At 66.1% G+C, this 13,061-nt stretch carries 11 protein-coding genes; 9 read left to right on the plus strand and 2 right to left on the minus strand.

Annotated elements, in window-relative coordinates; genetic code table 11:
• Positions 1-5 precede the first annotated feature (5 nt).
• Positions 6-446 carry a MerR family transcriptional regulator gene (locus E2493_RS09820; protein ID WP_135086225.1) on the minus strand — a complete coding sequence of 147 codons (441 nt, stop codon included), beginning with the start codon at positions 444-446 and terminating at the stop codon, positions 6-8.
• A gap of 113 nt (positions 447-559) precedes the next feature.
• Here E2493_RS09820 and E2493_RS09825 point away from each other — a divergent pair, with 113 nt between their 5' ends.
• The 9 genes from E2493_RS09825 (at position 560) to E2493_RS09865 (ending at position 11,582) form a co-directional block, all read left to right on the plus strand.
• Entirely contained in the window at positions 560-1,195 is a 636-nt protein-coding gene (locus E2493_RS09825) for a cation transporter (RefSeq protein ID WP_135086308.1), read from the plus strand.
• A gap of 23 nt (positions 1,196-1,218) precedes the next feature.
• Complete coding sequence (locus E2493_RS09830) at positions 1,219-1,806, plus strand: methyltransferase family protein (RefSeq protein ID WP_135086227.1); 588 nt, start codon at positions 1,219-1,221, stop codon at positions 1,804-1,806.
• A gap of 53 nt (positions 1,807-1,859) precedes the next feature.
• A complete protein-coding gene (locus E2493_RS09835) occupies positions 1,860-2,219 on the plus strand; it encodes a hypothetical protein (protein WP_135086229.1) in 360 nt (119 codons plus the stop codon).
• A gap of 56 nt (positions 2,220-2,275) precedes the next feature.
• Positions 2,276-3,505 carry a TolC family protein gene (locus tag E2493_RS09840; protein ID WP_135086231.1) on the plus strand — a complete coding sequence of 410 codons (1,230 nt, stop codon included), beginning with the start codon at positions 2,276-2,278 and terminating at the stop codon, positions 3,503-3,505.
• An 11-nt stretch (positions 3,506-3,516) separates the two neighbouring features.
• Positions 3,517-4,698, plus strand: a complete 1,182-nt coding sequence (locus tag E2493_RS09845) for an efflux RND transporter periplasmic adaptor subunit (protein ID WP_135086233.1) — start codon at positions 3,517-3,519, stop codon at positions 4,696-4,698.
• A gap of 1 nt (position 4,699) precedes the next feature.
• Complete coding sequence (locus E2493_RS09850; protein WP_135086235.1) at positions 4,700-7,900, plus strand: efflux RND transporter permease subunit; 3,201 nt, start codon at positions 4,700-4,702, stop codon at positions 7,898-7,900.
• A gap of 344 nt (positions 7,901-8,244) precedes the next feature.
• Positions 8,245-9,186, plus strand: a complete 942-nt coding sequence (locus E2493_RS09855) for a cation diffusion facilitator family transporter (RefSeq protein ID WP_135086237.1) — start codon at positions 8,245-8,247, stop codon at positions 9,184-9,186.
• 37 nt (positions 9,187-9,223) lie between these two features.
• Complete coding sequence (locus E2493_RS09860; protein WP_135086239.1) at positions 9,224-9,661, plus strand: hypothetical protein; 438 nt, start codon at positions 9,224-9,226, stop codon at positions 9,659-9,661.
• Between the two features lie 553 nt (positions 9,662-10,214).
• A complete protein-coding gene (locus E2493_RS09865; protein WP_135086241.1) occupies positions 10,215-11,582 on the plus strand; it encodes an SbcC/MukB-like Walker B domain-containing protein in 1,368 nt (455 codons plus the stop codon).
• A gap of 140 nt (positions 11,583-11,722) precedes the next feature.
• Here E2493_RS09865 and E2493_RS09870 read toward each other — a convergent pair whose 3' ends face one another.
• Positions 11,723-12,949: an AAA family ATPase gene (locus tag E2493_RS09870; protein ID WP_135086243.1), complete on the minus strand. Its 1,227-nt coding sequence runs from the start codon at positions 12,947-12,949 to the stop codon at positions 11,723-11,725.
• Between the last annotated feature and the right edge of the window lie 112 nt (positions 12,950-13,061).

Genomic DNA, 13,061 nt, shown 5'->3' on the forward strand with positions numbered 1-13,061 from the left:
GCCCGCTAAGTCTGCTTGCGAGAGGAACCCGTTTCCCCAGCATGATTCCAATCGGCGATCAGCTCGATCACTTCACAGCGGGAGGCTTTCCCTCCGGCGCACGATTTTGCAACCTTATTCAGTTCGTCTCGAAGCAGCTCCAGCTGCGCGATCCGCTCCTCGATATCGACAAGATGCCGTCGGGCGATAGCTCCGGCCTCGCCGCAGTCGCGATCTGGCTGGTCGGCCAGTTCCATTAGTGAGCGGATCTCATCCGTGGAAAAGCCGAGAGCCCGACCGTGACGGATAAACGTCAGCCGTTTGAGGTCGCTTTCCCGATATGTCCGCCGGCCCGAGGCCGTACGCGCAGCAGCCGGCATCAGGCCGATATCCTCGTAGAAGCGGATCGTGTTGACCTTGGTGCCGGTCCGCCGTGCCAGGTCGCCGATCATCAGCACGTTCGCCATGAACCATCCTCCAGTCGCTGGAGATAGAGACGCGCGGTTCGGATGGAAACAGCTTGTGCCCCTCGCCCCCTGGGGCTTGATCCTCCAGTGACTGGAGGTTGTACGAGCAGCGCATGTCAGAGAGCGAATCGGGCTGCTGCAGCTGCACAGGTGACGTCGGCCGTGCCGGGAACGACGCCGCTTACCGGCGCGCTCTCTGGTGGGTCGTGATCCTAAACGTCGGCTTCGGCCTCTGCGAGATCATTGGCGGCTTCCTCGCCAACAGCCAGGCGCTGAAGGCGGACGCTCTCGACTTTCTCGGTGACGGGTCGATCACCTTTGTGGGGCTCCTCGCGCTCGGATGGGCGCCCGGCACCCGTGCCAGAGTGGCTCTTACCCAAGGGCTATTCCTCGGCGCCCTCGGCGTATGGGTACTGGGAATGGCCTTTTGGCGGGCACTCAAGGCTGTGCCGCCCGAAGCCGAGCTGATGGGTGCTATTGGCGTAGTTGCTTTGGCAGTCAACGTGACCGCCGCGCTGATCCTAGCTCGCTTCAGAGAGGGCGGCGACGCCCAGGCGAGAGCGATTTGGCTGTTCTCGCGTAACGACGCTCTCGCCAACGTCGCAGTGGTCGCCGCCGCTGCCCTGGTGTTCGCCTTCGGCAGCGCTTGGCCGGATCTCATCGTCGCGGCAGCGATCGCACTGCTCTTCCTCCATTCGTCCTGGGAAATCACCCGTGATGCGAAACGCGAGCTTGGGGGACGCCGGTGACATGCTGAAGAAGGGAAAAGTGAATGGCGCCCGCGTTGCTCGCATTCTTCACGATCTTTTTCGTGACGGCCCTCGTGCTGCCCACGTGGCGGATCTGGAAGCGTGATCGGGTGAATGCGCTCGTTCTGCCGTACGACGACACCGCACAAGGACTGGTGGCGAAGTGGTTTCGAGCCACCCTATTCGCGATCTTCGCCGTCCTTCTGGCACTCTGCCTCGGTCTATCGTCCGACGCGCTTGGACGCTTGGCATGGCTTGAGGCAGCGCTCATCCGCACCGCCGGCGGGGCTCTGCTCGTGTTGTCGCTCCTCTGGGTCGTCGTGGCGCAGGCGCAAATGGGCGCCTCGTGGCGGATCGGCATCGACGCTGGTTTACAGCCCTCGCTCGTCAGCCGAGGTGTCTTCGGGCGGAGCCGTAACCCCATATTTCTCGGAATGCGGGGTGGTCTGCTGGGGCTGTTCCTGACGCTCCCCAACGCGGTGACGATGGCGATTTTTCTTCTTGGAGAGATGCTGATGCAAGTGCAGGTGCGGCTCGAAGAAGCTCATCTCGCTGCAACTTTGGGGCAGGATTACGCCTCGTACCGACGCTCCGTAAGAAGGTGGCTCTGATGGTTGTCTCGCATCGAGCCAGAACTCCGCCTATATTGGAGGGGATGGTCCTGTTGAAGCTCTGGAAGGCGATGGTTCGTGCCACGGCAGCGTTGCTGCTGATGGCGGCAATCGTCACGCCTGCGCTCGCGGAGATCGGCTGCGCGGAAGAGAGCGTCACTCACCTCTCGGAGGCTCTGAACGCCGGCGAGCATGCTGCCGAGGTCACGGCGGCAGGACAGTCGGGCGATCAGGACAACCAGGGCATGGCTGTCGGCCATTGCGCCTTCAGCCACGGCCATTGTGCCGGCCTGCCTTCGGTCAGCAACGCGACGGCTCCCTCGCCACGTGTGGCGGCAGCCTATGGCCTGCTGCGGACGAGCGCGCTCGCGCCGGCCTCCCTCGACACCCCAGAGCGCCCGCCGAACGCCTGAGATCCAGCCGCTCCCGCCCGACGGGACAGGTTCAATCCGGATCTTCAGGAACGACAATGACACGCACCCGATCGCGGGCACGCACCCTGTGCAGCAGCGCAGCCATCACACTGGCCGCACTGGCGAGCAGCGGCGTGATGGCCCGGGCCCTCACGCTCCCCGAGGCACTGGCACGCGCCGAGGAGAATTCGCAGCTGCTGCGGGCGTCGCAGGCCTCCGTCACCGCGGCTGAAGCACGGGCTCGCCAGGCCGGCGTCTCGCCCAACCCTGAGCTCGAGGTCGAGGTCGAGAATGTTCTTGGCACCGGCCCGTACAGCGGCTTTGGCGGCACCGAGCTGACGGTGGCCGTCGGACAGCGCTTCGAGCGCGGCGGCAAGCGGAACGCCCGGCGGATGCTGGCGAGGGCGGAAGTCGATCTCGCGACCGCGACCCTGGCGCGCACGCGCGCCGACCTGATCCGCGACGTGCGCACGGCGTTCGTCGACGCAGTCTCCACAGAGGAACGGCTCGCGCTTTCGCGGGAGACGGTCGCCCGCGCGGAGGAGCTTGCCCGCACCGCCCGCCTGATGGTCGAGACCGGCCGCGATCCGCCGCTCAGGCAGCTTCGCGCGGAAGCGGCGCTCGCCGAAGCCCGCGCGGCGGCCGAACAGGCCGGTGCCGAAGCCGGACAGGCCGAGCGCTCGCTCGCCGCCTTGACCGGCATCGTCGACGAGGATCTCGATCTCGAAGGCCCGGTCGCGGAAGGCTTCGTCCTCAATGCAGCGCGGGACGGCGAGCCGATCGCGATCCGCATCGCCGAAGCGGAGCGCCGCGTCGCCGAAGCCCGGATCGATGTCGAGCGCAGCACCGGCGTCGCCGACATCACCGCGCGCGCCGGCCTGCGGGGGCACAAGGAAAGCAACGACGTCGCGCTGGTGGGCGGCATCTCCCTCCCGCTGGCGATCCGCGATCGCAACCGCGGCGGCGTCGAAGCCGCTCGCGCCGAACTCCTCGCAGCCGAAGCCCGTGCCGCGCAGGCGCGGCTGGACTCGGTTCGCGAAGCCCGCGATGCGCAGGCGCTTCTAAGCGCCGCCGAGGCTCGCATGAGGGCGCTCGAAGGCGCCGGGCTCAAGCAGGCCGAGGAGGCGGTGCGCGTCGCGCGCATCGGCTACGGCGCCGGCAAATTCTCGCTCCTCGACGTCCTCGACGCCGAAGCGGCGCTCAACACCGCCCGCACCTCGATCATCGAAGCACGCCGTGACCGCGCGCGCGCCCTTGCGGCGCTCGAGCGCGCGCAGGCTCAATAAGGACAGGTCCCATGGACAAGAGGACACTCACCACCATCGCAGGCGTCGGCCTGGTCGCGGCGGCAGCAGGCGTCGGCGCCGGCTCGCTCATCTGGCGCGACGCTCCCGCAGCCGAGCATCATGAGGAAGGCGAGCACGCCGAAGGCGAGACGGCCGAAGGCGAGCACAAGGAGGGCGAGGCCGAAGCAGGCGGCGAAGGATTCGTCGCACTCCCTCCCGCCACGGCGGCCTCGGCCGGCGTCGAGGTGACCACCGTCGCACGCGGCGGCGGAGCCGAGCTCCTGATCCCGGGCCGGGCGGCATTCGCTCCCAATGCCGAGGCCGCTGTCGGCGCCCCTCTTCAGGGCGTCGTGGAAACGGTGCACGTCGCGGCCGGCACGCGCGTTGGCGCCGGCGCTCCGCTCGTCACGATCCGGAGCGCAGAAGGCGCGTCGCTCCGTGCTTCGGCGGACGCGGCGAGCGCCGACGTCGCTGCGGCACAGGCGGCGTACAGGCGCGAGAGCCGCCTCTACCAGGCGAGGGTGACGGCGCGGCAGGATCTCGAGGCCGCGCGCGCCACCGCCTTGAAGGCGGAGGCGAGCCTCAGGGCAGCTCGGGCGCAGATCGCAGCCGTCGGATCGCCGGGATCGGCGGGACGGATCACCGTCCGCTCGCCGATGGCCGGCACGATCACCTCCGTCGGGGCCGCGCCGGGTTCGGTCCTCGCGCAAGGCGCGACCGTCGCGCAGGTCGCGGACCAGAACCGCGTCGAGCTCATCTTCGAGGCTCCGGCCGGCGCCTCGCGCGCGATCCGCGTCGGCAGCCCGATCTTCGCGACGATGGCGGGCGGCGAAGAGGTCCGGGCCGTGGTGACGGCGATCTCGCCGAACGCCGCCACGGCAGGCGCGCAGGTGCGCGCCCGGCCGGTCGGTTTCGTGCCGCCTGCGGGGACCCCAGTGTCGGGCCGCGTTCTGACCGGCGCGGCGAACACGCTCGTGGTGCCGTCCGACGCCATCCAGAATGTCGAGGGCCGGTCCGTCGTCTTCGTCGTGGACGGCGCACGCTTCCGCGCGACCCCGGTCGTCGCCGGCCGCGCCGCGGCCGGACGAACCGAGATCCTGAAGGGTCTGACCGGCAACGAACGCATCGCAGGCCGCGGCGCCTTCCTCCTCAAGGCCGAGCTCTCCAAGGGCGAAGCGGAGCACGAGCATTAAGATGCTGGGACGTCTCGTCGACCTTTCGGTCCGCTACCGCTTCGCGGTCGCCGCGTTCGCCCTCGTCCTGCTGATCTACGGCGGCCGAGAACTCCTCCGGCTGCCGATCGACGCCGTGCCGGACATCACCAACAAGCAGGTCGTCGTCACGACGATCGCGCCGGCGCTGGGGCCGGAGGAGGTCGAGAGCCAAGTCACCTTCCCGCTCGAGACGGCGCTCGCCGGCATACCGGGCCTCGAGGGAACGCGGTCGCTCTCGCGCCACGGCATCTCGCAGATCACCGCGGTGTTCGAGGATGACACCGACATCTACTTTGCGCGCAATCTCGTCAATGAGCGCCTCCGCTCGGCGCAGGCGAGCCTGCCGGAAGGCGTCGACTTCACGATGGGTCCGCTCGCCACCGGCCTTGGCGAAGTTTTCATCTGGACCGTCGAGTTTGAACGACGCGCGTCTCAGGGGCCCTATGTGACGCCGGAAGGCGAGCGCCTCACCAACGAGATCGAGCGCGCAACCTATTTGCGCACGGTGCAGGACTGGATCATCGCCCCGCAGCTGAAGAACGTGCCGGGTGTCGCCGCGATCGACGTGCAGGGCGGTTATGTGAAGGAATATGCGGTCCGACCCGACGCGGGGCGCCTGGCGTCCTACGGCATCGGGCTGCGCCAGCTGGTCGATGCCTTGGAGCATGCGAACCAGGTCGCCGGCGCAGGCTATGTCACGCGCGGCGGCGAAGCCTTCATCGTTCGGGCCGATGCGCGCGTGCGGACGATCGAGGAACTCGCCCAGACGCCGGTGGGACGCCGGGGCGGACTCGTCATCCGGGTCTCCGACATCGCGACGGTCGGGGTCGGGCAAGCGCCTCGCCTGGGCGCGGCGAGCGAGAACGGGCGGGAGGTGGTGATCGGCACCGCGCTGATGCTGGCCGGCGAGAACAGCCGGACGGTGGCGGCGCGGGTCGGCGACAAGCTACGGGAGATCAACCGCAGTCTGCCTGCCGGGATCGTCGCGAACCCGGTCCTCGACCGCACGAAGCTGGTCGACTCCACGATCCGCACCGTGGAGCACAACCTCGCCTTCGGTGCGCTGCTCGTCGTCGCGGTTCTGTTCTTCATGCTCGGCAACGTCCGCGCCGCGATCATCACCGCCGCAGTGATCCCGCTGTCCTTCCTGTCCGCGGCGATCGCGATGCGAAGGTTCGGAATCAGCGGCAATCTGATGAGCCTCGGCGCGCTCGATTTCGGCCTGATCGTCGACGGCGCCGTGGTGGTGATCGAGAACACGCTGCGGCGGCTCGGGACGCTACGCGGCAATCTCGGCCGATCCCTGACCCTGCGGGAAAGGCTCGGCGCCGCGGCCCAGGCCACACGCGAGATGGCACGGCCAGCGGCCTATGGGCAGGCGATCATCCTGCTCGTCTTCGCGCCGCTGCTCGCGTTCGAAGGCGTCGAAGGCAAGATGTTCGCGCCGATGGCGAGCACCGTCATGTTCGCTCTCGCCGGGGCGTTCATCCTGTCGCTGACCTTCGTCCCCGCGATGGCGGCCCTGTTCCTGAAGGAGCCCGAGTATCCGGAGGAGGAGACGAAGCTCTCGGCCGCAGCGAAGCTGCGCTTCGAGCCGTGGCTTCGGAGAGCGGTCGCGGCGCCCAAGGCGGTTGCGGCCGCCGCCGGCATCGCCCTCCTCATCGGCGTGGTCGCTTTCTCCACGCTCGGGCGCGAGTTCATTCCGCAGCTCGACGAGCACGACATGCTCGTGCAGGCGATCCGCGTGCCCTCCACGTCGCTCGAGCAGGCGCAGCAGATGCAGTTCCGGGTGGAAAGGACGCTCTCGGCCATGCCCGAGGTGGCGCTGGTCTTCACGCGCACCGGCACGGCCGAGCTCGCCTCCGATCCGATGCCGCCGAACGTGTCCGACACCTTCGTCATGCTGAAGCCGCGCAAGGGATGGCCGAACCCGCGCCTGCCCAAGGCGGACTTGGTCGCGCGGATGGAGAAGGAGCTCGGCAAGCTTCTCGGCAACAATTACGAGTTCACCCAGCCGATCCAGATGCGGTTCAACGAGCTGATCGCGGGGGTGCGAGCGGATGTCGCGGTGAAGATCTTCGGCGACGACTTCGAGGCCATGACCACGCAGGCCAACCAGATCGCCAAGGTGCTCGGCAGCATCGAAGGCGCCGCCGACGTGCGGGTGGAACAGGTCAGCGGCCAGCCGACGATCACGGCGACGGTCGATCGGACCGCGGCGGCCGCGCTCGGAGTCCATGCCAGCGATGCCGCCGACGTGCTCTCGATCGCGATGGGTGGGCGCGAGGCCGGCCAGGTACTCGAGGGGGACCGCCGGTTCGACGTTGTCGTCCGCCTCGACGAGGCGACGCGCGGCGACCCTGCGGTGATGAACCAGCTGCCGGTGATCCCAGAGGAAGCGGAGATGGGCTTCACCGCCCCGGTGCCGCTGTCGACGATCGCCCGGTTCGACACCGCCGAAGGACCGAACCAGATCAGCCGCGAGAATGGCAAGAGGCGGATCACCGTCCAGGCCAATGTGCGCGGACGCGATCTCGGTTCGTTTGTCGATGAAGCGCGCAGCCGTGTCGCTTCGGATGTGAAAGTCCAACCCGGCTATTGGCTCGAATGGGGCGGCACATTCGAGAATCTGGAACGGGCAAGCCAGCGGCTGATGCTGATCATCCCGATGGTCGCGCTGCTGATCGGCATCCTGCTGTTCCTCGGCCTGGGCTCGGTCTGGCAGGCGCTGCTCGTGTTCGCCTGCGTCCCACTGGCACTGGTCGGCGGTGCGCTGGCGCTGCTGCTGCGCGGCATGCCGTTCTCGATCTCGGCATCGGTCGGCTTCATCGCGGTGTCAGGCGTCGCGACGCTCAATGGCCTGGTGCTGATGCAGGCGCTGAAGGAACGGCTCGGCGAGATCGGCGACCGTCAGGAGGCCATCGTCCAGGCCACCGTGGGACGGCTTCGCGCGGTGCTCACGACCGCGCTGGTCGCCATTCTCGGCTTCGTGCCGATGGCGGTGGCGAGCGGCGCCGGCGCCGAGGTCCAGAAGCCTCTGGCGACGGTCGTGATCGGCGGGCTGCTGACCGCGACGGTGCTGACGCTGTTCGTTCTGCCGGCGATGAGCCAGTGGGTGCTGCGTCCCGATCGGAAGAGCGCCGATCCGGAGCTCGAAACCAGCCCGGTTCCGGCCGAATGAGAGGAGCCCAGGCCATAACCGCGGCAGGGCGATACGCCGCTCTCGCGATTTTCCTAGCGGGGATCGGCTGCTCGAGCGCTTCCGAAGAGACCGAAGCGGCGGCGGTGCTTTGCGCGGCGGAATCGCTTTATCAATCCCGCCTGCCGGAGCGCACGACCGCCGAGGGCGACCAACTCCGCAGCCGCGCGGCGCGCTTTCGGGAAATGCTGCCAGCCGAGCAGCGGGACAAGGCGACGGTGCGGATAGACGCTCTGGCGGACCGACGACAGGAAAGCGCTCTGGCGACGCCGAGAGAATGCGACTCCATGCTGACCAGGCAAGCGCCTGGGGAAGGAGCCTGATCGTTGGCTCACTCCCATGACCATGCGAAGCACGACGGACATGCGCATGGCCCGGGGCACAGCCACGCCCCGGCGGATTTCGGACGCGCGTTCCTGATCGGGACAACGCTCAACATCGGCTTCGTCATCGTCGAGGCGGGCTTCGGCTTCGCCACCAACTCGATGGCGCTGCTCGCCGACGCGGGGCACAATCTCTCGGACGTGCTGGGGCTGCTCGTCGCCTGGGCGGCGGCGACGCTGGCGAAGAAGAGCCCGTCGGAGCGCTACACATACGGATGGCGCCGTTCCTCCATCCTCGCGGCGCTGTTCAACGCGCTGTTCCTGCTCGTCGCGATCGGCGCGATCGCGTTCGAGGCGGTGCGGCGCTTCTCGCATCCGCAACCGGTCGAAGGCGGCACCGTCATGCTGGTCGCCGGCATCGGCGTCGTCATCAACACCGTGACGGCCCTGCTCTTCGCCAGCGGCCGAAAGGGCGACATCAACATCCGCGGCGCCTATCTGCACATGGCCGCCGATGCGGCGGTCTCGGCCGGAGTCGTCGTCGCCGGCCTCGTCATCCTGCAGACCGGCTGGAGCTGGATCGATCCGGTGACCAGCCTCGCCATCGCCGTCGTGATCCTCATCGGCACCTGGGGCCTGCTGAAAGAATCGGTCGCGCTGTCGATGGATCGGGTGCCGAGCGGGATCGATCCCGAAGCGGTGACCACCTCGCTCGAGGGCCTGACCGGCGTCGCCCGGGTGCACGATCTCCACATCTGGCCGATGAGCACGACGGAGATCGCGCTCACCTGCCACCTGGTGATGCCCGGCGGCCGGCCGAAAGACGACTTCCTACGCGGGGCCGCGACCATGCTGCGAGAGCGCTACGGCATCGAGCACACGACCATCCAGATCGAGACGGATCTGGACGAAGATTGCGAGCAGGCTCCCCAAGGCACGCTATGAGGAGGATCAAGATGCCGAGCCCTGGAGAGAGGCTGCCGTGATGCGCTACCTCGGAGACCGTCCGCGCCTTGTGCTCGCCGCCATGGCGCTCGTGCTCGCCGCGATCCTGGCGACGCTGCTCCTGATGGACCGCGGCATGCGCGAACGGGCAGTCGATATGTTCGGCTACGGCGGCGAGCATAGCGACGAAAGCTACGGCGGCCGCGACCTCTTCCACACCGGCGTGCCGATCAGGAGCGAGCTCGCCGGCGAGACCTACGCAGCCTACGACGCTCGGCGAGACGCTAGCTCCCCACAGGGGGCCTTCCGAGGCTTTCCCTGCCTCGGGACGTGCGACGTATACGCGGCGGGCTACAACTGGGCTGCACGCCAGCGCTTGAACGAACCTCTGCAATGCCGTGGTCCGAGCTGGCCGTTCGTCGAGGGATGCGCAGCGTACGTGCTAGCGGCCGCCCCCACCGGCGCTGGGCTCTAGCCGGGCAACGTATCCTTACGAACTAGAACATCAAAGCAATGCGTACCCCCTCGCTCCTCCTCATCCTTACTGCTCTGACCAGCTGCGCGGCGACCAGCTCTCGCCAGCTGGATATTCGATCACAAGGCCAATCGCTGAGGGCTCGTCTTCTTGCGGCGGGGAGCCGCCCTTTACCGCGTGGCGGTAGCGAGGCTCGCGACCGGCAGATCTGTGCTATGAGTAGGCTATCGTCGGGACGATTTTCAGGCCTCAATTTCACCCTCGCCTCTCCGCCTGCAGTGCTGCTTCGGCTGCAGTGAGGCTCTCGAGCGCTGACGCTGAGTCGGTTTGAGCATCTTCCTTGGTGACGGCGGCGTCGGCAACTTTCGTATGGGCGATCCATCCCTCTGACCACTGGTAAGCTTGAACGAACCGGCTGGATGCCGCCGGCTCGCTGCGACATCACCGAGCGGCCGGCCTTGCTCTCCGCCTCAGCGCGGGCAAAAAAGAACTATGCGAATTTTACACACAAGCGACTGGCACCTCGGAAGACACTTTCACGGGATGCCCCTTGATGAAGACCACGACACCGTTCTCGCGCAGGTTGAGCGCCCCGGAAGAGCCGGCGACGACGCTCGAGGACGCGATTGCAGATATCGATGAGGCGCTTCAAGCATTAGGCGCCCCGAAGGACATCGCTTTGCTCGAGCAGAATGTTCAGAACGCCAAGACACAGCTGGATGCGGCATCAGCCGCGTCATCGAAGGCTGACGGCAGGCTGCAGGAGGCAAGGACCGATGAAGCGGTCGCCCGCCGCTCCTATGAGGACCACATCGCCGATGTGCCCGAGCGATACCGAGACGAGTCCGTCCTCCAGCAAGCCCAAGGCGAGATCGAAAAATCCATTGCTGGCCGAAAGAAGGCGGTCGCAGAGGCAGAGAACGCCCTACGAAAGGCGGGCGAAGCAAAGGCTAAGGCTGACGCTGACCTCACTAACGCCACAGCCCGGAGCAGCGATGCGGTTCGCGAAGCGGCCCGCGCGCGGAAACAGTTCGCGGCCCGCCTGCAAGAAATCGGCATCTCCGATCAGCAGTATCGGACCTTCGTGCAGCACGTGCCCGAGATCGAGGCCCTAACGTCCGTCGTAGACGAGCATGAAGTAGCATTGCGGACCGCTGCGGGTGCAGCCGCGCAAGCCTCAGCGGCCATCAAGAACACGCAGCGACCCGACCTCGCCATCTTGACGGGCACCCGGGACGCGGCACGCCAGGCAGCGGACGCCTCAAAGCACGAACATGCGGCGGCTCGTGCCATGTACGACGGACTTGTCGCCCTTCGAACGGAGCTATCGGAGGAACTAACCCGTCTCCGCCGGCTCGAGGAGGAAACCGGCCCCCTGCGCGCGCGGGCGGACGCGTTCTCCGGGCAAAACGAGATGAACACTGCGCTCGAGAGCTTCGCGATCGGTGCCATGTTCGATCAGGTGCTGGAGGCAGCGAACCTTCGCCTGGAGCCGATGACATCAGGTCGCTACCGACTCGAGAGGGACGTCGAGGCCGGCGGCGGACGAACTAAGCGAGGCCTCGACATCCGGGTTCATGATATCGAGACGGGGCGCCCGCGGGATCTCAGCACCCTCTCAGGGGGCGAGACCTTCATCGCGGCCCTGTCGCTCGCCCTCGGCCTCTCCGATATCGTCGAGGCCAGTCATGGTGCGATCCGTCTTGACACCATTTTCATCGACGAGGGCTTCGGAAGCCTGGACACCGAGAATGACAGCGGCACCTTGGACCGCGTGCTTCAGGTTCTACAAGATATCGTCGGTGCGAACCGAGCCGTCGGGCTCATATCGCACGTGCCGCTCGTTCAACAGGCGGTGCCGAACGGCTTTACGGTGCTCAAAGGCGTGGGAGGGAGTTCGATCGAAAAGCGTGCTGCCTGACGTACGACCGAGGCTGGCCGTGAGCAGACTGGCGGCTTCGGCCGGATCCGCGCAATGCGGAATTTACGACGGAACGGAGTGATTTCCGGCAACGGTCTCCAGTCATCAGCGGCAGACCCAAGGTGGTCCTCTGATTGGGCTCATCCTCCGACTCGTGGGCCGGCACACGAACATTCTGAGCCGCTATAGAGCAATTGGACTATGCTGGAGGCCGTCAGGCTCAGCCGGCGAAGCACATTGGCCAAGTGCCGCTGCTTGATCGGATGTTGATATAGTTCCGGCTCTTCGATCCCCAAGATCAGAGTAGGCGCATCGGGTGGAGCGGCCTGCTCATTGCCGTCACCTCCAGCCTCCCCTAGCTCGCCGACAGTTGTCGACGTGCGAGCGAGGTGCTGCAACAGAGTGAAGACGAATGCCCGCTGTAATCCGTGCCCTTGCCGGTCCACAGGACCGCCAAACCCATCGTCGCTGAGCGAGACATCTGCGACCGGTAAGGGGACGGGGAACTCCCCGACGGCCCTCCAACTGAGTCCAACTGCAGCCTCCTGATAGAGATTCTGTAAATCACCTGTCAGCCGCCCAGCCAGCAAACCAAGCTCCGGCATATTCTCCGGAGCAACAAGCTCTTGGTACCTTGTCGTCATTTCGTTTTTGAATTCGAGGATGTCCTGCCGTTGGAGAATGGAACTGCGAACAACGAGCTCCAAGAGCCGACCTATTGCGCTTGACTTAGCGTCGGCAGCGTCGGCCGCTGCCTCACGCACGGCTGGCACAAATACAAACGTCGTGAACTTTTGGAGAGCCCCTCGGCTAGCGTTTTGAAAGCCAAAGAACTGCCCGTCATCAAGGTGTAGCGTAAGCTGGTCGAGATGGTCTCCCTCCCAGGCTAGCAGGGCAGCGTCCACAGCTGCAGCGCTCGAGGCCGCTGGAAGCCCTGCGTAGTCGGGATTGTTCGCTCTAAGGTCTCGATAAGCATCTCGTTTCAAGCCTGCGGCAGTTTGCGAGCGGATGGGAATGAAGTCAGCATTTTGTAGAACGGCGCCATGATACCGGCCACTCAACGGCGTGGCGTCAAAGATCCTGGTCACCACGAGCTCGCCGTCTCTAACTCGGCTTTCGAATGCTTCGATCTCGGCTTGCGTCAAATGCCCAAAGGTTAGTTCGATCTCGATCGCCTGACTCTGGTCGCGTCCAAAAAAGTCGTCGGCGTCCAAGGATTTTGCGGTAGAATAGAAGCGCTCGATCGCTTTAAGAATGCTGGATTTGCCTGCCCCGTTGGCCCCGACGAGGGCCATGTGCGGCCCCATTGCCACCGAGACATTCTTGAGTGATCGAAAGTTCTTCACTCGCACATGGACAAGCTGCATACGCGTAAGATCCCCCCCAACGTGGAGTTTGCCAATGAATGATGCAATCATCAAGGCGATTGAGGATCGACGGCTGCTTACCTTTCGATACAAAGGTGTTGAGCGAACTGTC

Origin of the sequence: Sphingomonas parva (ex Maeng et al. 2020) (assembly GCF_004564275.1) — a bacterium.
Classification (GTDB): Bacteria; Pseudomonadota; Alphaproteobacteria; order Sphingomonadales; family Sphingomonadaceae; genus Allosphingosinicella; species Allosphingosinicella parva.